At 39.9% G+C, this 21,490-nt stretch carries 18 protein-coding genes; 4 read left to right on the forward strand and 14 right to left on the reverse strand.

The window, feature by feature from the left end; genetic code table 11:
• Window positions 1–85: 85 nt before the first annotated feature.
• From F607_RS33640 to F607_RS0116830, 4 genes are all read right to left on the reverse strand, one after another.
• Window positions 86–217, reverse strand: coding sequence for a transposase (locus F607_RS33640; RefSeq protein WP_230400453.1), 132 nt, complete (start codon window positions 215–217; stop codon window positions 86–88).
• A gap of 229 nt (window positions 218–446) precedes the next feature.
• Window positions 447–1,100 (reverse strand): hypothetical protein, encoded by a 654-nt coding sequence (locus F607_RS0116820; RefSeq protein ID WP_027709031.1) that lies wholly within the window; start codon window positions 1,098–1,100, stop codon window positions 447–449.
• Between the two features lie 229 nt (window positions 1,101–1,329).
• On the reverse strand, window positions 1,330–2,547 hold the full coding sequence (locus tag F607_RS0116825; protein WP_157365504.1) for an aromatic amino acid transport family protein: 1,218 nt from the start codon (window positions 2,545–2,547) through the stop codon (window positions 1,330–1,332).
• A gap of 334 nt (window positions 2,548–2,881) precedes the next feature.
• Window positions 2,882–3,901: a LacI family DNA-binding transcriptional regulator gene (locus tag F607_RS0116830; RefSeq protein WP_027709033.1), complete on the reverse strand. Its 1,020-nt coding sequence runs from the start codon at window positions 3,899–3,901 to the stop codon at window positions 2,882–2,884.
• A gap of 190 nt (window positions 3,902–4,091) precedes the next feature.
• Here F607_RS0116830 and F607_RS0116835 point away from each other — a divergent pair, with 190 nt between their 5' ends.
• Together F607_RS0116835 and treC are read left to right on the forward strand one after the other, a co-directional pair.
• The gene (locus tag F607_RS0116835) at window positions 4,092–5,729 is read left to right on the forward strand and encodes a PTS transporter subunit EIIC (RefSeq protein WP_051311572.1); all 1,638 of its coding nucleotides are present in this window, start codon (window positions 4,092–4,094) and stop codon (window positions 5,727–5,729) included.
• Window positions 5,730–5,779: 50 nt separating this feature from the next.
• Entirely contained in the window at window positions 5,780–7,462 is a 1,683-nt protein-coding gene (gene treC / locus F607_RS0116840) for an alpha,alpha-phosphotrehalase (RefSeq protein ID WP_027709035.1), read from the forward strand.
• A 96-nt stretch (window positions 7,463–7,558) separates the two neighbouring features.
• Here the strand turns inward: treC and F607_RS0116845 are convergent, their stop codons facing one another.
• Together F607_RS0116845 and F607_RS0116850 are read right to left on the reverse strand one after the other, a co-directional pair.
• On the reverse strand, window positions 7,559–8,425 hold the full coding sequence (locus F607_RS0116845) for a phytanoyl-CoA dioxygenase family protein (RefSeq protein ID WP_051311573.1): 867 nt from the start codon (window positions 8,423–8,425) through the stop codon (window positions 7,559–7,561).
• Window positions 8,426–8,613: 188 nt separating this feature from the next.
• Window positions 8,614–9,351, reverse strand: coding sequence for a PEP-CTERM sorting domain-containing protein (locus F607_RS0116850; RefSeq protein WP_027709037.1), 738 nt, complete (start codon window positions 9,349–9,351; stop codon window positions 8,614–8,616).
• Between the two features lie 557 nt (window positions 9,352–9,908).
• On the opposite strand from F607_RS0116850, the gene F607_RS0116855 reads away from it, so the two are divergent.
• Window positions 9,909–11,696: a hypothetical protein gene (locus F607_RS0116855; protein ID WP_027709038.1), complete on the forward strand. Its 1,788-nt coding sequence runs from the start codon at window positions 9,909–9,911 to the stop codon at window positions 11,694–11,696.
• 12 nt (window positions 11,697–11,708) lie between these two features.
• On the opposite strand, the gene F607_RS0116860 is transcribed toward F607_RS0116855, so the two are convergent.
• The 8 genes from F607_RS0116860 to F607_RS0116895 form a co-directional block, all read right to left on the reverse strand.
• Complete coding sequence (locus tag F607_RS0116860) at window positions 11,709–12,620, reverse strand: response regulator (protein ID WP_027709039.1); 912 nt, start codon at window positions 12,618–12,620, stop codon at window positions 11,709–11,711.
• A 170-nt stretch (window positions 12,621–12,790) separates the two neighbouring features.
• Window positions 12,791–13,219 (reverse strand): substrate-binding periplasmic protein, encoded by a 429-nt coding sequence (locus F607_RS0116865; protein ID WP_027709040.1) that lies wholly within the window; start codon window positions 13,217–13,219, stop codon window positions 12,791–12,793.
• Window positions 13,197–13,568, reverse strand: coding sequence for a type 2 periplasmic-binding domain-containing protein (locus F607_RS34715; protein WP_027709041.1), 372 nt, complete (start codon window positions 13,566–13,568; stop codon window positions 13,197–13,199). Before F607_RS34715 ends, F607_RS0116865 begins: the two co-directional genes overlap by 23 nt.
• A 249-nt stretch (window positions 13,569–13,817) precedes the next feature.
• Complete coding sequence (gene phoU / locus F607_RS0116875) at window positions 13,818–14,546, reverse strand: phosphate signaling complex protein PhoU (RefSeq protein ID WP_027709042.1); 729 nt, start codon at window positions 14,544–14,546, stop codon at window positions 13,818–13,820.
• A 310-nt stretch (window positions 14,547–14,856) separates the two neighbouring features.
• A complete protein-coding gene (gene pstB, locus F607_RS0116880) occupies window positions 14,857–15,726 on the reverse strand; it encodes a phosphate ABC transporter ATP-binding protein PstB (protein ID WP_211233660.1) in 870 nt (289 codons plus the stop codon).
• Window positions 15,727–15,765: 39 nt separating this feature from the next.
• Window positions 15,766–17,433: a phosphate ABC transporter permease PstA gene (pstA, locus tag F607_RS0116885; protein WP_027709044.1), complete on the reverse strand. Its 1,668-nt coding sequence runs from the start codon at window positions 17,431–17,433 to the stop codon at window positions 15,766–15,768.
• A 34-nt stretch (window positions 17,434–17,467) separates the two neighbouring features.
• On the reverse strand, window positions 17,468–19,744 hold the full coding sequence (locus F607_RS0116890; protein ID WP_027709045.1) for an ABC transporter permease subunit: 2,277 nt from the start codon (window positions 19,742–19,744) through the stop codon (window positions 17,468–17,470).
• A gap of 242 nt (window positions 19,745–19,986) precedes the next feature.
• Window positions 19,987–20,967, reverse strand: coding sequence for a PstS family phosphate ABC transporter substrate-binding protein (locus F607_RS0116895; RefSeq protein ID WP_027709046.1), 981 nt, complete (start codon window positions 20,965–20,967; stop codon window positions 19,987–19,989).
• Between the two features lie 319 nt (window positions 20,968–21,286).
• Between F607_RS0116895 and F607_RS0116900 the strand changes: the two genes are divergently transcribed.
• Window positions 21,287–21,490 (forward strand): transposase (locus tag F607_RS0116900; protein ID WP_027709047.1); only part of this gene is annotated, 204 nt, incomplete at its 3' end.

The following is a 21,490-nucleotide window of genomic DNA, read 5'->3' on the forward strand; positions in this document are numbered from 1 at the left end:
TAACCCCCTGAAAGGGGGCATTACATCACCCTCTCAGTAGGCTAACAAGCTATCCCCTACAAAAAACTAATTACTAAAAATCAAATTATTCTTGTCGTCTTTCAAGCTGTTCTTGATATCTGACATAATTTTTTATCATTTCTGCGTTCATACCAACTGTATCTACACAATAACCTTTAGCCCAAAAATGATTTCCCCAGTAAGGCCTTTGTTTCAAATCTGCTCATGTGTCTTTCCTTTACTCAGTTATGGGGATAACCAAGTAAACGAATACGATGAGCAGATCATTCAGGCATAGCCTTTCGCTGACGATGACCACGCCCATAGGACGTGGTTTTTATTTATTAATAAAATCAGTGTTGTGTAAAATGTTACCTGCCTTGTGACCGGGCAGGTGACTTCTCTATGCTTTTGCACAAAAAAATTTTACTTGAACCTTTCTTATTCTAATCTAAAACAGAATCAGTTTTATCCTGACTCACTTCTTGGTGCTCAACTTTCTCTTCTATAATACTGACTGAGCCAGCTATTTTATCAATAAATGCCTCTCTCTTCTTACAATCCTGTGGTTGGTCCACAATATCAATCATTGTTAGATGAGTAACGTATTTATCATTAAATATATAGCCAATAACAAAACAATCGTAAAATAAAGGGGTTTCTTGTGTGGCTGCGTTTAAATCCACAATATTATTATCCTGAGCTGTCCAGCTAAATCGTAGCAATTCATTTTGTTCGTTGATTTTTTTATTGACGATTTCAGGTCCACTAATTATCTTTTTTTGATACGACTGTAAAAGCTTATCTCGTTCAGCCAGCCCTTTCTCTGTTAGTTTCTCTTTTACACATTCCCTGACCCGAGTATCAACCTTGCACTGGCTTTGCCATTCTTCAATAAGACCATTTAAAATTAATAGTTTTTGCTGTGTTTTAGGGTTATATAGCGTATGGTAGTGAAGATCACTTGCCGGACTTAACTGTTTACCAATCTCCCAACCTTCAGGAATAGGTAGAGAGATGTGCTCACTTAGCTGTAAATCCTGAGCATTAAGCACAATGGGTGCCAGTAAACATAAACAGACTGCTCTGAATTTTAACATTGTTTGGTCAACTACCTATTATTATCAATTAGAAACAGTTTAATTTATAGCCGTTGTTATAGACAAACATTAAAAACTCATTAATTAATTTGTGCTATCCCTGCACATCTTGCCAATATAAACATTAATTTGCTAAAGCCCCATTGAAGCAATTACAAAGTACTAGCCTTTTACTCAACTTCCCTTGCTAAAAGTCAGCAACATTGTATTTACTTTTTAGCAATGCAGATTATATTCCCTCAATGATCCCGACAGTTGAAGCAAGCTCTATGCAGATGATAAGCATTGCTAATAACATCGCAATCATAAGCAGAGGCATACCACCAAATACTTGATACTGGCTTTCATTGGCATTTTGTCTTACTTTCCAAGCCATTAATACAGGAAGAATTACCCCTAATACCGCCAAGGCTAATGCGGCAAATCCCAGCGCCATAATGAAACCTTTTGGATAGAAAAGCGCAAAGATAAGTGGTGGTATAAATGTATACATTGCGGTTACTAAGCGCCCTCGGCGGCAGTCACCATGGTCTCTGGCATCCGCTATAAAGTCGAATAACCCTAAAGCAACCCCAAGAAATGAAGTCAGTAATGCAATATTAGAAAAAATATTCAACCCTGTGCTTATCCATGGTGTTTTAGGGATTTGGCTACCTAGTGCAGAGATCATTTCAGGTACAGAACCACCGTTCTGAACAATAGCGCCTATAGCTGTTGCTGGTAGCACCCCTAAGGTCACTATCTCCCAAGCAAAATAGACCAAAAGCGGCAACAAGCTACCCAGTAAAATTATGTTTCGCAGGCTTTTTACATCACTGCCCTGATAAGCAATAACACTGGTGACACTGCCATGGAAACCAAATGACGTAAACACAATTGGCATTGCAGCTAACATCAGCCCATTATCAACTGGCATTTCAGTGAGATGCTGTTGATTTACTTCAGGTAGGAGAAAAGCAACAATAGTCAGGAAAATGGCTATCTTACCCAAAAACAAAAGGCGGTTTACAAAATCTACAGTCCTGGTGCTCCAGTACACCAGCCCCCCAGCAATAACCGTAAAACATAATGTGGTATGCACCTGGGACAGAGGTTTACCTAACAGAGAGCTTAAATAGCTGTTAAGTAAAGAAGAACCTCCTGTGATATAAGCAGACAGTAGTGCATAAAAAAGGAAGAGCGTAGCGATACTTGCCACTATTTTGCCAGGCTTACCTAATGTTCGGTGCGCCATGGTAAACAATGTTGACCCCGGCTCAATGGCTAGGTTGACTTCCATGATCAGCATAGCTGTGTAAAACATAAGTCCCCAGAATAAAACCATTAACGCAATCATTAATGGAAAGCCCAAACTACTTGAGCTTAAAGGGAGTGCCAACATACCCGCACCAATAGCAGTGCCTGCCAATATTAATGCACTGCCTAGTTTTTTATTGCGCATAACCATGCATTTTCCTTAGAGGTTTTCTTGTTACTCACTAAACCGCCCCCATAGGAGCTATCCTCTCAACAAAACATAATCAGGCTGTGCATTTAGCCAATAACACCAATCCTTAGACGTAGATTGGCAAATGGCAAGCCTGAATATGATTCGCTTTCAGTCAATTTATTCGAGACCATCCATTGAACCACATGTTTACACAATATCCATTAGCAAAATCCGTAACTATTGAGTTCTGACAAAATAATATACTCAGTACGTAGGGTTTTTAGTGAGCTAGTCTGGTCTGATAAGACTAGCCATAACAACGAAAGCGGATAGAAAGGTGCTTAATACAACGCTACCAGTGCCCAAGTACTTGCTCAGTCAAAGATGCCACTGATTCTCGCTCTATTAAGTAAACAGGAATTTTTAATGTATCGGGCTCAAGGGACTCATTATTAATCAAGCGCAGGGCTGCTTGCCCAGCAAGCAAACCAATCTCTTCATAGGGGCATGAAACTGTGGTTAAAGGAGGCATGGTATAACGCGCAGCTTGATTATCACCAAAACCGACAACTGAAATATTCTTAGGAACTCTAATATCTTCCTCCCGCAAAGCATGCATAACACCAGCAGCCATATTATCACTAGCGGCCATAATGGCAGTAAATCGTACGCCTTTTTGTAAAATGCGCTTTATTCCCCGATAACCTCCTGCACTGGAATCCTCACTCCACACCAACAGCTCAGGATTATGGCGGATACCAGCTTGATCCATTGCTCGCTGAAATCCAGCCAGCTTTGCTTCTGCATCTAAATAGCCTCTATTACCTGCAATATAGGCTATTTGTTGATGGCCTTTTTTAAGCAGGTAGTTAACCAACATCTCACTCCCTAATGCATAGTCGAAAGACAAGGTATTTATATGAGAAGACGATGACGATGGCGGAACCAGTATTAAGGGTGCCTTAGTGGCAAACTCTTGAATTAGCTGCTCATTATACGTGCGTGACTGCCAAATCATGGCATCACACTTTCTCATTAATAATGTATTGAGTGATTTTGCTTCACGCTCTTCCTCACTTTGACAAGAAATAACCAATAACTCCATACCGCTGTCATGAATAGCCTGTTCGATGCCAGCTATTAAAGCAGCCGTACCTGGCGCTTTAAAGTTATGCACTAAAAGCCCCAATAAGTTGCTTTTTCGGGTACTCAATGCTCTGGCAGTCAGGTTAGGCTGGTAATTCAATGCAGCTGCAGCAGCCATAACCTTTTGCCTTGTTTTCTCACTGGTAGCGCCAGAGCCATTTAGTACTCTTGATACAGTTGAAACAGCGACACCAGCATACTTCGCCACATCTGTGATGCTCGTCATATCACAAAACCAACAATTGTGGAAAATACCGAATTGGAAACGTTTCCAATTTTGCTACGATGTGGTACATAATAGCATGTCGGAATGTTACAGCACGGCTCTAGTTCAAATCAGCGCTGGTTTGATTGTGATAAAAAACGGGGAAACACCCGAGCAGTAAGAACGATTATAATAGACGCGGAGATGGCCCATGAACTTGCAAGCTGCCAAGTCATTTGAGTTCTTCCAACGTGTTGGAAGAGCGATGATGACTGTAGTACTCATCCTGCCCCTGGTTTCAATTTTAATGGGGATAGGTGGCATCATACTTAATCCTAATGTTCATAACTTTGTTCCTTTCCTTGACTCTCCTTCCTGGTTTTCTATAGGACTTTTCCTCCAAAAAGCCGGTCAAGCACTTTTCAATAACTTACCTTTACTCTTTGCAGTTGGTATTGCTTCTACTTGGACAGGCAAACCTATTGCCGGCTTTTCCAGCTTAATTGCTTTTTTAGTAATGCATACAGTCATTGGTGTGCTAATACAAACCAGTGGTGGTACAACAGCCCTGGCAGAAGCCTGGGCTGCAGATACTGGACAAACTGTTGATGCTTTACAGCGCATGTTCGCTAAAGAGCTAGGTATTGAAACCCTGCAAACAGGGGTTTTTGGTGGCATGCTGATCGGTTTTACCAGCGCTTGGGCCTATAACCGTTTCCACCAAATCAAACTTCCTGATGCAATCGCACTATTTGCAGGTGAGCGAAGTGTACCAATTATGGCCTCATTTTTTGCCATTTTCCTAGGGTTGCTATTGTTCTGGTTTTGGCCCTATGCTCACATTGCCATTCTGTATATTGGAGACCTAGTAGCTAATAACACAAATGCTCTTGTTGTAGGTATGTATGGTGCAATTGAGAAAATGCTGATCCCCTTTGGCTTACACCATATTTATAATGCACCCTTACTATTTTCACCTTTGGGAGGGGAGTACATAACTCTGGGGGGGCAGACCATTGTTGGTGACCAAAATATATATATTACGTCTATTGGCGAATGGGTTCACGATAACTCAGTAGAAGTTGTAGGCGGGCATTTTATTGCAGGTAAATTTATACCTGTTATGTTTGGTCTACCTGGTGCTGCATTGGCCATGTACCACACTGCTAAAACAGCCAAGCGCAAAATTGCAGGTAGCCTGTTAATCGCTGCAGCATTTACGGCCTTTTTAACTGGTATTACTGAGCCTTTAGAATTTACCTTCTTATTTGTTGCACCATTACTGTATGTTGCTCATACCCTGCTGACAGGTATTGCCTTTGGTTTAGCTGCTATGCTTGACTTACAAGCAGGTTTTAGTGGTGGTTCTGGTGTAATTGACTATTTCTTATTTAACGTAATTCCTCACCACAATAATGCCTGGATTACCATTGCTATATTAGGTGTGATTTTCTTTGCGGTTTACTATGTAACCTTCCGCTTCTTGATTTTGAAGTTCAACTTACCCACCCCTGGACGTACTGAAGATCAAGTTAAACTGTACTCTTCTCAAGAGTATCGGGCAAAGCAAAAAGAACAGCAACAAACCGGGCAAACATCATCACTACAGAATAGTGACTCTCAAGCAGCCCAGGTAATTGCTGCCTTCGGTGGACAGGAAAACTTAGCTCATGTTGATGCTTGCCTGACTCGGTTAAGAGTTTCAGTAAATAATCATGATTTAATTGATAAACCACGCCTTATTGAGTTAGGAGCAAAAGATGTGCTGGTAATTGGCAAAGGAATTCAAGCCATATTTGGTACAAACTCTTCAATCCTTAAAGAAGAAATTTTGGAATTGATGGCATAGTCAGTTTGGGCTACAACAGTAGCCCTTTTTTTATCGTTACTGGTTAAATCATGACAGCAGCAGAATTATCCTGGTGGCAAACAGCGACCATTTATCAAATATATCCCAAAAGCTTTAAAGACTCAGGCCAACAGGGGACAGGTGACTTACAAGGCATCATCAGCAAACTGGATTATTTAAAAAAACTTGGTATAGATGCAATTTGGTTAACGCCTATTTACTGCTCTCCACAAATTGATAATGGCTATGATATTAGCGATTACTACAACATAGACCCCAGCTATGGAAGCATGGAAGATTTCGAGCGCCTTATCGAAGAAGCACATACTCGAAATATAAAAATCATCATGGATCTGGTAGTCAACCACACCTCAACTGAACATCAGTGGTTTAAAGAAGCAATCCGTTCTGAAACAAGTCCCTATCATAATTACTACATTTGGCGTAAAGGTAACGCAGAAAATCCCCCAAATAACTGGCAGTCTAAATTTGGCGGATCAGCCTGGGAGTTTGTGCCTCACCTCGATAAATATTATTTACATTTATTTGCTAAAGAGCAGGCCGATTTAAATTGGGAAAATCCAAATGTTCGACAAGAGGTCCAAAAAGTCGTCGAATTCTGGTTAAAGAAAGGCATTGATGGTTTTCGACTCGATGTTATTAACTTGATTTCCAAGCAACAAGACTTTCCTAATGATGCAATAGGTGACGGCCGACGTTTTTACACTGATGGTCCTCGCGTTCACGAATATTTGCAGGAGTTAAGTAAGGCTGTATTTATTCCATGGAATGCAATGACTGTAGGCGAAATGTCCTCTACCACCATTGAGCATTGCCAGCAGTACTCTGACCCTTCTAACCAAGAATTAAGTATGGTGTTTAACTTTCACCACTTAAAAGTTGATTATCCTAATGGAGAAAAATGGTCAAAAGCACCTTTTGATTTTATAAGTCTGAAAAAGATTCTTGCTGACTGGCAAAAAGGCCTCGCTGAACGAGGTTGGAATGCCTTGTTCTGGTGTAATCATGACCAGCCTCGTGTTGTTTCCCGCTTTGGTAATACCTCTACATACTTTAAACAATCAGCCAAAATGTTAGCAACCGCAATACATGGTTTGCGAGGTACTCCATATATTTATCAAGGCGAAGAAATTGGTATGTGTAACCCAGACTACACTACTATTGATGCCTACCAGGATGTTGAAACAATCAACTACTACCAGATAATGCGTGACCAAGGTATGGATGAAGGTAACATTATGTCAATCATTCAAGCAAAATCACGTGATAACTCAAGAACCCCTATGCAATGGGATAATTCACAACATGCAGGATTTACCAAAGGTACTCCTTGGCTGAAAGTAGCGGATAATTATCACGAGCTAAACGCTGAGTCTGCACTCAATGACGAAGACTCTGTATTTTATTATTATCAACAGCTAATAAGGCTTCGAAAAATAGAGCCTCTGCTTACATATGGCCGCTTTCAACTGCTACTGGAGAAACACCCATCACTATTTGCCTATATACGGGAATATAATAGTCAGGCGTTACTTGTTATCTGTAACTTTTACAATCAATACGTTGACTTCCCTTTACAAGAAACACCCCTTAACACTTATCACGAAAATGTTGAGGTTCTTCTTAGCAATTACAGTGGTACTACAAACAACTTAGCCACTTTAAAGCTCAGGCCATACGAAGCAGTAATATTCAAGCTTCCAACTTACTAAAGCAAAGTTTACGCAGTAATACCGATACCCTCCTCCCTCAAATTAAAAATAAACAAATAGGGGGGAGTTCTTTTTCCTACAAACGAACAAGCACCTCTAAAAATTACCTAACATTTCTATACACGGATTATTTAACCAATTATCACTTGAAAGCTCACTGTCTAGATCTACAGCATGTATTGCATAGGCATGTCGTGATACTGGCGAATTATTTGCCGGGCTATAATGTGGTAGTAACCCATGCAAGACAATCAATGTCCCTTGCTTTACCTCCAAGGGTATCGCTTCTTTTATATTCCACTGAGGCTCAGCCAAACGTTGCATGCATACCTGATCATTGTTTTTACGTACTAAACGCTGACTTAATTCAAACTGATGTCCACCGGGTATTGCAAATAAACAGCCATTTTCCACAGTAGCATCTTCAAGCGCCAACCAAAAACCTGTTACCGTTACTGGAGAAGAATATAAAAATGTTGCATCCTGATGACAAGTAACTTCCCCTCCCACAAAAGGCTGCTTTAAAATATACATTGACTGTATTATTGCTGGCTTTTTCATCCCTAAGTCATAAGCAAGGCGAGTGATATTTGGAGAAGTAGACCAACGTTTAAAAACAGCATCCTTAGCATGCAAAGCATGACCTACCTTATTCACTGCACGCACATTATCAACTTGCCTGATATTTTTTTCATAGAAGCATCGTATTTGGTTACCAGACTCCAGAAAGTATTGTTGCTCACAATGACACTGATCCTGGGTTGAAAAAATCACTTGTTCACTATTTACTTGTTTTAGATAAGACTGAATAACTTGTTTTAATGTTAAACACTCTAACGACGAAGCAAACTCATTAAGCACAAGGTAACCATCTCGCACATAGTCTGCTTTTTGCTTAGCCGTCATTTGCTGATTTGCCTGAATTAATCGTTGATCTATTACTGATAAGCCCTTTAACTTCACTGACAATGTATCCCAAAATAGTCACTTCTTATCTAGCGTCTGTTAACACTATTTGAATCACGGCCCGAAGGGTTATGACTGTGATATTCAAATAGCGCTAACAGCGCCCTGATACTTTCAAACAAATTCAGAGAGGTAAACCTCTCTGAAAATACATTTATACCCATAGCAAAGGGGGTATATTTCAATTAGCTTAAACGTCTACGTCTTGTAAATAACAGTGAAAGCAACCCAAAGCCAATAACACCAGCAGTAGCAGGCTCAGGCACTTCTTCAATAATTTCTTTCACCTTACGTTTTATGATTTCATCTGTCAGTGTATCAGGATCAGCTCTCAATGCTGCCAAGTCAAAAAATCCCTTTTCTCCATCTTTAGTCGTATAAACAGTTTCATCCCACTCAGAGGCATAGTTGTTCAACGAGATTACATTCAGTAAAACGTTATTATCTTTGAGCACTCCAGCAAGTTGTGTTTCGGTCATAGAGCTTGCTTGGTCGCCAGATTCGTCAGTAATCAAAATAACCATCTTGACACGGTTATCTTTCCAACTAAACCCTCCTAATGCCCAATGCGCAGCATGATAGCCACGCTCTTGAGAACCATAGGTATTCACAAAGTTAACGCTAGAAGAGATTGCATTAAAATCATTGGTAAAATCTACAAAAATATTTTTATTACTTTCACTTCCAGCCAGGCGTTCATAACCTGCAACACCATACCGAGCGTCTATACCATTAGCCCGCATTTGGTTATCCATTGCTTCCAGACTATTTCCCAGCCATGCAAATTCATTCTGCATACTTCCTGACTGGTCAATAACAAAGGCTACATCAGCTGCCATGTAACCTGCCTGGGCCTGAGTCGTTAAACCAACGCTGATAAATGTGCCAAGCGCAATGGCTGTGGCTTTTTTTGTTATAGCCATACTTCTTCCTGTTAGTATGTCGTTTTCCATTACCCTACAATAGGGAATCCATTTTGATACCATTTAAGCGATATCAAGCATGACATTAAACTATCAAAAAATCTAAATCAAGACAGTTAGCGTATACTAAAAACACTGGCCTTAATCACATAAAGAGTAAATCTAAAATAAAAACATAAACTCATCTGACAATGAAAATCTTTACCCATGACAACCCAGCATTAATATCATCGTTAGCAGTCCAAGCCACAACACATCCATCACGGAAAGAAAATCCGACTAGCCAGGTGTTCAGTCTTGTTTTTATGTCACTCAACAGTAGTAAGCACTCACTTTTGCAATAAACAACGCTAACAGCCACTCAATAATACTACAGAATTATTTATACGTAGATTTCCACAGATAGGTACAAGTAGACCGCCAAAACTCAAGACGTATTGAAGGAATATAATTAATCAATAAAAGATATTAAAAAATTAAATTTTAACTATATTCCTGTACTCACTGCGGTTGACATTCATCTATGATTAGTAGTGAGTGTAACGTCTTGAGCAGCTATGTTAATCACAAAAAACTTTAAAAACGTTGCAATTATAGTACTGATTGAACTAATTATTTTTACTTCAATTTACCTACACTTGCGTGGATTTATTGATGAATACTTACAAAACAACGTAAGTGAGCAATACGCAAATGATCTTAAGTTTTCTGCAAACTACTTCGAATACTCGGTAAAGAGAATTGGAGACATTCTTGTCAATACTGATTACTTCCTCAATAATGACAACAACACTAACTATCAACCCAAGCTGGAGAATTATCTAACACATCTTTTTAATAACTATGAGGAGCTAATTGGCATTACCCTACTCTATACACCTGAATACCTGAATGCTCACTCACATTTAGTCAATAGCTCTTCATTTGCGTTTCGAGAAACCAACAGTATATCTCACAAAAAGTTAGATAAAGGTCAGCTATATCCAAGGTGGTACTTTAGAAGTCTACAAAACTTCTTTAAACATGGTCGCCAGTTATCATGGCATATAGCCTTTCCTTCACCAGGAAGTAACAAACAATACTCACTATCAACAACTTATGTTATGCCGACTTCTGAGTCCGCTAAAGGTGTCATCGCTATTGAGTGGAGTTTAGATAAAGTTCTCCAAATACTACAAGAGCAACAAAGCACCTCGAAATCACTGCTATTTTTTATTGATGGATCAACCAACAAAGTATTTATTAATGTTGATCGAAAGAATCCAATATATGAGCATGTTTATCAACTCCCATATATCAAAAAAGAAACACTAACCGACGCTAAAAATAATATACCAATATTTCAAGAAGCCAGTATCTCAGGGACAAACTATTTTATCGCTTTAACAAAAACACCCAGCGGCATTATCATTGGCTCTATCTCTTTAAAAGAATATATCGACAGCAGACGATTAAGCGGTCTTTTTTTTATCGATATTTATTTTTCAATTTTTATTATATTTTTACTTTCAGCCACTATATTCGCATACAACTACCGAAGAATGACTAAAGAAAAAGCACAAAACAAACCTATCACAAAGTCACAAAACAAACGTGATATCCAGACAAGCATAGGCATCGATGACGAAATTGTCATGATTGCGCTTTATGAAGTGATCACAGACTATATACATAAATACTGTCACACTGCAGATTACCTCATAGATAAACTATCATCAGAAAATAGTGATATATACTATAAAACAGCGCAGGAAAACAACAAATTATTTGGTCATATTAAATTATACTCCGAACTAACTATTCAACTTAGATCCGAGTTAAAAAGTTTACAAAAAAGGTTATCGGGCCTCAATGTAAATTCATTTAAGGAGTATAATTTAAAGCTACACCCTTCTTTACTTATCAATAAAGCATTGAATTATTTCATGCAAAATATTGATACCAACCAAGTCAAGGTAAATGACTTGACGTCAGATATTATTGATTTCACTGTGCCCGCAGTTAATTTTAGTAAAATAATTCTAGCTCTCCTCTGTGGATCAATCTATCGCGCTGGAAATTGCTCACTTGAAATTACTATTGACTTTGTTGCTAAAGCTGATTCAGGAGATTTGATCTACACAGAGACTTATACGTATAAAGCATCAGATAATGAAAACCAAGCAACAGAAAACCATGCAGACAACTTGTCAACATTAGATAAAATAGAGGAAATCAAAATGGATATAGTTCTCAGTAAAAGTATCTCATCTTCGGAAGGTAAGCTACAGATTACACCTTTACCGGAAAATGGTTTGTGCTGCCATTTTACTTTTCCAGCGAAACCCCAAAAAATCACGGTTTAAAATAGCATTTTTTTAGTAATACTTTTGCCCTGTCCCAGACGCAATTATCTTTGAAATATATTCAAATTTTTGTGGATCGTCATCAACAAATAAAATTCCAATCTTATAACCTTCAGCCTCCATCTTTTTATCGAGCGACTGCAGCAAGTAAATGCAACCATTAATCCGAGCGATATCCGAAGCCTGCTCCCCTTGCTCAAAGTCAATAACCGCCTGCTCAAATAACTGCGGTATTCCATCTGCCTTTCTTGCAATTACTTTTATCTCTTTCAGGGTAATGGTTTCTATCGCACATGGCATAGTATTATCGTGCACCCGCACGATAACTTGTCCTTTATGTTTTGCACCTTTGCCTCCACTTGACGATGCAGCACTTGCAGCTTGAGCATTCCCTCCAGTCAATACACTAACCGATGATTGATGTGTTGCACCTCCAGTTGCGCTAGCAGGTTTAGGTTTGCCAGTGAGTGCTTCCAGTGATGAGCTTGCGGTAGAATCAGTCATTTCAGCCTGACGCCCTTGTCCTTTAATACGATCGGCAGACACACGTTTGGAGAGTACCTTCACAATTTTAGAAATCAACTGATCATTTGAAAATGGTTTACTAATATAGTCGCTCACCCCTGCTTCTATAGCTTGTAACACATGCTCTCTATCACCTCGACTTGTCACCATGATAAAAGGTGTTTTTCGATCTGGGAACTCTTTACGTATCCACTGTATTAGCTCCAGTCCACTAAGCTCGGGCATTTCCCAATCACAAAGTACTAAATCGTAAATATTCTTTTGCAGTAAGGACTGAGCGCGACGTCCATTTACCGCTTCTTCCAAGACAAAATGCGGAAAACGGCTACGAACTGCTTTTTTAATCAAATCACGTATGAATGAAGCATCATCAACTACCAGCAATTTTACCTTCTGCATAGAACACCCAGAAAAATCAAAGGTTATCTTTATGAATATAGTCGATTGAACGCTGACATGTAATCACAAATCTCCTGTAACCTCTTTACCATATTATATATTCATCGCTAATTATTATTTTTTTTTTTATTTCTATACGCTATTGAATCGGTAAAGTTCAATATGACTAATTAATCAACAAAAGAAGATGTGTACATCTCCCCCAAGATAGCCTTATAAATTTTTTCTACTCTACCTGACTTCTTAAGCTTATTTAATTCTTGGTTAAATGCTTCGATGAGTTGAAAATGATCCGGATTATCTTTATTAAGCATTAACCTGTAAGCTGCAATAGTAACTGGTTTTTCGTGGAAGCTGATTTTTTCTTTTTCCGCTTTACTAAAGTTATTGTTTAACAAACTTTGTAAAACTTGCGGTTCTAAAGGAACTAAGTCAACTCTACCTGAAAGTAGCTTCTTTAAACCTATTAGGTCCGAAGTAGCCCATGATGCCTTTACCAGACCCGTTTCCAATGCTTTGTCCAACTCCATACCATAAGTATAAGAGTAGGTTACGCCAATAACTAATCCCTTAAGATCATGAACAGTTGTCCCACTCATACTCTTTAGTTGATAAATGATAAAGGTACTTTGGTAATACAAGAATAGGATCAGAAAAATAAAAGAATTTCGCCCTTTCATTATTTTTTATCCATATTGCTGAGCCATCCCAACGACCAATTCTGGCATTTTCATAAGCCCTTGGCCATGGAAAGAAATCATAACTAACGGTTATTCCTAGCCCAGCAAATACCTCAGTAACAACTTGGGAAGATGGACCAAACTTTGGTAGTTTCTCAGATAAAAATGGCTCCCACTCTCCATTAGTCAGCCGTATAACTTGGCTTGCGAAACAAATAGATAACTGCAACAAACATGTGATCAATACCAGGCGCTTGACTATAGCCATTACTTGTGTTGTCACCTGTAGCTCAATTTATCTTATAAATATTAGCTGAAAATGAGAATACCGAGCCGCAGAACAGAACTTTCAGATAGTTCAAGGGTGGCCAAGCCCCATTACTTTATCTAGAACTTTTTTACAGTTTGGTCCGTTTTATTAGAATTGGCGCTAAACATAGCGCACATAAAGAGAATTAAACAATGATGAACTTATAATAAAAGTTTCTTTATAACTCACATTACTTATGTATTGTATTTATGAGTTATCTTTAAGCACTTCTTCTTTCATTCGTTTTAAGCCAATATATCGTACATCTTGACCTTTTACTAAATAAATAACATGCTCAGCAATATTGCGTGCATGGTCACCAATTCGTTCAAGTGAACGTAAAACCCAAATAATATTTAGTACGCGTGTAATACTTCTTGGATCTTCCATCATGAAGGTCACAAGCTCACGCATAGCGGTTTTATATTCCAGATCTACAGACTTGTCTTCTTGCGCAACTCGAAAAGCAAGCTCTGGATCAAACCGAGCAAAGGCAGTTAGTGCATCCTGAATCATTCGACGGACTCTAGAGCCTATATGCCGCGTTTCAATATAGCCTCGTGGTGCTTCTCCTTCTTCCGTTAGCTTAATGGCATGACGCGCAATTTTTGCCGCTTCGTCACCAACTCGCTCTAGATCAGTTGCAGCTTTACTACAAGCCAAGACCAAGCGTAAGTCAATGGCAGCAGGCTGCCGCCTAGCCAAAATACGCGTACACTCTTCATCAATGTGAAGTTCCATCTGGTTAATATCATCATCCTTTCTTCGAACTGCTTTGCCCAAGCCGCTATCAGCATCAATCAATGCGCGCATCGCATCACTCACCTGCTTTTCTACTAAACCTCCCATAGACAACAGTTGATTTTTAATTTCTTCCAGCTCATTATTGAACTGTTGTGAAATGTGCTGCGAATACATATCTGGGTTTTTATCCATGATAAACCTCAAAAAGGATGGTATTTCGAAATAGCATAGCCCTTAATGTTAACACAAATGATTTTTTTGCATGTCCAAACAATGACATCGAGTTAGTTACCGGTAACACCTTTTTGTGCTAACAATATCCAGCAACCAATCCTTTAAAAATATTTGCACTGATATAGCATGATAAATCAGCTATATAAGAGGTACAGGGTACGCTTAACTACATACTGCTTCAAACAACATTAAACCATCTGTAAGCGGAAATTACTGATATTCGCTAATGCTAAAATAACCCAAAAAATACACCAAGTTTCAATAAAACTTAGCCATAACGGCCTGTAATATAATCCTCAGTTTGTTTTTCTTTAGGATTTGTAAATAAGCTATCGGTATCACCAAATTCCACTAATTTACCCATATACATAAAAGCAGTGTAATCTGAAACCCGAGCAGCTTGTTGCATGTTATGTGTGACAATGACGATGGTATATTTTGATTTTAAATCATTAATCAATTCTTCAATTTTTAATGTGGAGATAGGATCTAACGCGGAGGCAGGTTCATCTAACAACAAGACCTCAGGTTCTACCGCAATAGTCCGCGCAATCACTAATCGCTGCTGTTGTCCACCAGACATACCCAATGCACTTTCATGTAAACGGTCCTTCACTTCATCCCACAGTGCCGCCCCTTTCAGTGCCCATTCCACAACTTCATCAAGTATGCGTTTTTTATTAATACCTTGGATACGCAAACCATAGGCAACATTTTCATACACACTTTTTGGAAAAGGATTGGGTTTTTGAAACACCATGCCAACACGGCGACGAAGATCTGCAACATTAACACCTTTTGCATAAATGTCTTGATCATCAAGTAAAATCTTTCCACTAACGCGGCAACCATCAACTAAATCATTCATACGGTTTAAAGTACGCAATAACGTTGACTTACCACAGCCAGATGGCCCAATGAAGGACGTCACACGCTTCTGTGGGATATTCATTGAAATATCATAAAGCGCTTGCTTATCATCATAAAAAAGATCAAGACCACTGATATCCAAACATGTAGTTTCAGACTCAATGTCTAAATCTTGTTTAACCCTGCCAAGAGACTGCATATCAATCGCATGCGCCTTTTTATCAGCCAGCTGCTGATCAGTGCTTAATTCAACCATTGCCTCAGACATAACTGCACTCTTGCTAACATTATAATGGAAACTCGTAAGTTAGACTTCCAAAGCCTTATATTTCTCTCGTAAATGATTGCGTATTGCCACAGCGGATAAATTCAATATGGCAATAACAACCACCAGTAGTAATGCAGTGGCATAAACCAGTGGTCTAGCAGCCTCTACATTCGGACTTTGAAAGCCAACATCGTAGATATGAAAGCCCAGATGCATGAACTTCTGATCTAAGTGTAAATAGGGATAATTACCGTCCAATGGCAAAGATGGTGCTAATTTAACCACCCCTACTAACATTAATGGCGCAACCTCACCTGCTGCTCTGGCAACCGCAAGAATCAAGCCCGTCATCATCGCAGGGCTGGCCATAGGCAGAACCACACGCCACAGCGTTTCAGCCTTGGTTGCCCCTAGCGCTAAACTACCTTCACGAACAGAACGGGGGATACGTGATAATCCTTCCTCTGTGGCGACAATAACCACAGGCAGTGTTAAAAGTGCTAACGTAATTGAAGCCCATAACAAGCCAGGTGTGCCGAGTGTAGGCGCAGGCAAAGCTTCAGGGAAAAATGTCTCATCTATTGTCGATCCCATGAAATAGACAAAAAAACCTAAACCAAATACGCCATAAACAATGGAGGGGACTCCGGCCAAATTATTCACAGCAATACGAATCATCCGTGTAACAACCCCTTGGTGTGCATACTCCCGCAAATACACTGCGGCAATAACACCAAATGGGGTAACAATAACGGACATGAGAATAACCATCATGACCGTACCAAAGATTGCAGGAAAAATGCCTCCTTCGGTATTTGCTTCACGGGGATCATCAGCAACAAACTCCCATACTTTGTCCCCATAATGTGCAACCTTATCAGGCAATGACATAGCATTTGGTTGGAATGCTCTTACCACACTACCTATGGATAAAGTCACTTGACGGCCATCCACCGTTTCAGCCACAAAATAGTCTTGGTTAAACTGTTGATAAAGCTCACCCAATCGTTTTTCTAGTTGTTTATACTCCTGCTGTAACTCAGCACGTTCCAGTTGAAGCTGAGCCTGAGCGGTATTCGTCAACTTTGATTCTAATTCCAGTCGACGCTCTTTAAGTCGCAAGCGCTCAAGTGCTGCATTGATTCGTCCAATTTGATGCTTTTCAATTTCATAAATATCATCGTGAATACCTTCAGCTCTGGCAATGCGTTGCTGAAAGCTTTCCCATAACGGTTTGTCATCCAAAATAACACGGTCACCTTCTCTCACTTCTTTTAAAAAGCCATAGAAGTTGCCCCATTCACGACGTTCGACAACCATTATATTTTCAGAAAACTCAATACTTTCTAAGAAAGCTGGCAAAATCCACTGAAAATCACTGCCATATATATCGCGGTTACCAACCTTAATCAGTTGGCGCTCGAAAAACTCACTTTCTTCAGCAGAGATTGCTATTCCAGCATCGCGCAATCGCTGAGCAGAGACCTCTTCTGACTCAACAATTTCACCAGCAATGACTTTGCTCTCCTGGCCAGGCACAGTGTAATTTGCCTTGATGATATCAGCTGGCCAGAAGTGTCCTAAACCGCGAACAGCAATTAACGCCAGCAAGCCAACTACCATAATGATACTAATGGCAACAGCCCCGGCATTTAGCCAAACCCAAGGCTCTCCACTTTTATACCAGTTTTTTAATCCGATGCGCATAAGGCACACTTTCCATCATTAGAGAGTCAATTGATTAGAGAGAGCTGTAACGTTTGCGTAATCGATGTCGAATCAATTCCGCCATGGTATTCACCACAAACGTAAACAAGAACAACACTAGTGCGGCTAAAAATAGGACACGATAATGCGAGCTACCGACTTCAGACTCTGGCATTTCAACCGCGATATTTGCAGCCAGCGTCCTCATCCCCTCGAAAATATTGGCATCCATGATCGGCGTATTACCCGTCGCCATTAACACAATCATCGTTTCACCCACTGCACGACCCAAACCAATCATGAGCGCTGAAAAAATGCCTGGACTAGCCGTTAATAGCACTACACGGGTCAAGGTTTGCCAAGGTGTTGCTCCCAGTGCTAATGAGCCATAGGTAAGGTGTTTGGGCACACTAAAAATGGCATCTTCAGCAATGGAGAAAATGGTGGGTATAACGGCAAAACCCATCGCAAGGCCAACAACCAGTGCATTACGCTGATCATAGTCAAGCCCGGTGGCCTCCTGAATCCAGTGACGAATATCCCCATCAAAAAGAAAGCCTTCTATAGGTGCGCTCAACTGCAGGCTTATCCAGCCCACTAACAGAACAACAGGAATCAAAATAGCAGCTTGCCAGCCATCAGGAATTCTATGCCGAATGCTGCCGGGCAACTGTGCCCATAGGTAAGCAAATAACAGCATACAGACAGGCATAAAAAGCAACAGGACAAAAATACCTGCTAACGTATTCTCAACAAATGGTGCTAACCACAAGCCAGCCAAGAATCCCAAAATAACAGTGGGTAGCGCTTCCATAAGCTCAATGACAGGTTTAACCTTGCGGCGCATAGCAGGTGCCATAAAGTATGCCGTATAAATTGCACCGCAAATGGCTAATGGTGCAGCTAACAACATGGCATAAAAAGCCGCTTTCAAGGTACCAAATGATAACGGCATTAAGCTGAGCTTAGGTTCAAAGTCATTGGTTGAAGCTGAGGATTGCCAGATATACTTTGGTTCAGTGTAACTTTCATACCACACTTTGTCCCAAAGCGCTGACCATGAAACTTCTGGATGCGTATTATTTACATCCCAAAAGCCCACTTCACCTTGCAGGTTTTCCACCAGTAATGCATTTGCTCTTGGAGAAATGGCAATACCAGCTATTGATTTATCCATGACGGATTGTTTGATTAGAGTACGTTGAGCCGTTGTATTAAAAATTCCTGTATTACCTTGAGCATCAGCAGCAACAAAACCTTTACGCCGATGTTCAGGTGCAATATTCACTATCGCACTGTCACTTAACTTAAAGCCACGAATTTTTTTCAGCTGCCATTCATTGGTATCATTTCTAACGAAAAACCACTGATTAATATGCCCTGAAGAGTCCCCGAGTAATAAGGAAATACCGCCTAAGAGAAAGCGCATAGCAGTTAAACTCGAACCATCTTCAGTCACATCAATAACTGCATTGATCACTGGCTTTTCTTTGTCTTTAATATCCAAAATAGCCAAATGATCACTATCCAAAGCAGCAAAGATCCAACGCTGATCCGGGTCGATTAATAAACCATTAATCGTTCCAGGTAATTTAGGAACAGACAACAATTGCTCAGTTAGCGTTACTTCACCTGATAAAAAGTTTTCTTCTTTATTTAAAGCTTTGACGACAAAAGCATCCTTTCCAGAACCTGCGATAATTAACGCCTCATCAGTATCCCTTAATGCCAGGTGAGAAAAAGCTGTGTTCTCTGCCAGTGAGATATATTCTTTACCATAGGGATAGCTTATTTTCGGGGTAATGGTCCGCTGATTATCATCCGCAAACCGAATATCATATTCATGTTTAAAAACAATAGCTTGGCCATTTGAGAAGGCTAAGGCGAGCACATGGGTTGCCGGATCTGCTTCAGCCAAGCTGGTAATAGTTGCCCCTTCAGGAACAGGGATTGACTCTGTGTGAATAACACGCCCTGTGTTCGTTTTAAAGAAAATTACCTGTCCATTACTATCGAGCTTCAGCCCAATTTCTGCTTGCTCTTCCATAGCAAAATAGAGGTTTTTTTCTGCGGATGATGCTGGCAAGGAGTAAGTCGCAACAGAACTCATGCTTGCCGAACGGAACAGAGGTACAACTTCATACAATAAGTAAAGGAAAATCAGCAAAATTGCCACAATAACACCTACGCCGCCAACAGCTACCCCCCACTCGGCGAGCTTGTCTTTAAAGTGACGCAGCATTTTGTGGCGCTTGAGCGCTGGACTTGAGAAGTCAACAATTGAGCTGTACTTAGATGTATATGGTTTCATGGAGGAGTACCATACCGACGGTATATGACATATTTGTTACAAATAATTGACCTTAAGTTGAACTGTCACGCGTTTTCACAGATAGAGCCAGTACGCTACTGAAGGTTATAAATATAAAAAATAAAAGACTGAAAAATGTTGATTTAAAAAGCATAAAGGCAGTTAACACTGCCTTTATATATCCCATGTTATGGAAGCTTCTAAAAGCCCTTCCTATTTGGTATAAATTTTTTGCAAGGTTATTAATTAATCCCTAGCTTTTTAAGTTCTTTCTCAACAACCTGAGCCGGCAGGGGAATATAGCCATCCTTTACTACAACACCTTGACCCTGTTTAGATAAGACAAGTTTAATAAACTCTCTGTCCAATGGTGCTAACGATTTATTAGGGGCTTTATTGACATAAACGTATAAGAAACGAGATAAAGGGTACGCACCTTTAACTGCATTTTCAGGCGTCGCATCAATAAACTGGCCACCTTGTTTACGCGCTAAAGGAACCGTTCTTACACTTGATGTCTTATAACCAATTCCAGAGTAGCCTACCCCATTCACAGAAGCACTCACGGCTTGCACAACAGAAGCTGATCCAGGCTGTTCATTCACATTGTTTTTAAAGTCTCCTTTACACAGGGCTTTTTCCTTAAAATAACCATAGGTTCCGGAAACTGAGTTGCGACCATAAAGCTGAATACTTTTCTTAGCCCAAGGACCTTCTAGGCCAGCATCACCCCAGGCTTCAATTTTACCATCAGCGCCACACTTACGGGTCGAAGAAAAAATAGCGTCAACTTCGGCAATGGTCAGCCCCTTGATGGGGTTATCTTTATTTACAAAAACAGCTAATGCATCAATGGCTACAGGAATTGCTGTTGGTTTATAACCATATTTTTTCTCAAAAGCTTCTAGCTCTTTATCCTTCATTTTCCGGCTCATAGGTCCCAGGTTTGAGGTTCCTTCAGTGAGTGCGGGTGGCGCAGTTGAAGAGCCTGCTGCCTGTATCTGAATATTGACGTTAGGGTAAATCCGTTTAAAGTCCTCAGCCCATAAGGTCATCAGGTTCGCTAATGTATCAGAACCTACGCTTGATAAATTCCCTGATACGCCGCTCGCTTTTTTATATTCAGGTAAATTAGCATCTACTTTTGAACTTGCCAGCGCATAGTTCATGCTAATACTAGTGGTGGCAACTGTCAGTGCAATAATCAACCCTTTCAGTTTCATTTGAAGTCTCCTGCAAAATTTAGTAGCGGTGATGTGCGTTGACTATGCGCAAACTATATGAATGCAATATTACAGTTATGTTAAGCTAATTAAACAGTCACACAGATTCATCGAAAAAGAGAACTGATGCAAATTTGATCAGTTCATAGGTAGTAAATATCAAACATATTAAAGGTTCTTGGCATTTTTATAGTCATTTCAAGTATAATTTGTCAAAATAAAAAGGCTCTATATGGATTCCTAGGGGGTAGCATATAATACAACCAAAGATGTATTATGCACGTCTATTTGGGTAAATTAAGTCAGTAATAAGCAAAGAATGATCAATATCAAACAACTGGTAAATGATGAGCAATGCTACCAGTTTATTCGTCAGAGACGTTGGCCTGATGGCGTCAGCTGCCCTCACTGCCAGTCTCAACAAGTAGAAGGCAATGGTAATCATCAAAAGCAAATTGCCCGAAAACGTTATCGCTGCCTAGCGTGTCATCGGGGATTTGATGACCTAACTCTCACCATTTTT

The sequence above is a fragment of the Zooshikella ganghwensis DSM 15267 genome (genome assembly GCF_000428585.1).
GTDB lineage: Bacteria > Pseudomonadota > Gammaproteobacteria > Pseudomonadales > Zooshikellaceae > Zooshikella > Zooshikella ganghwensis.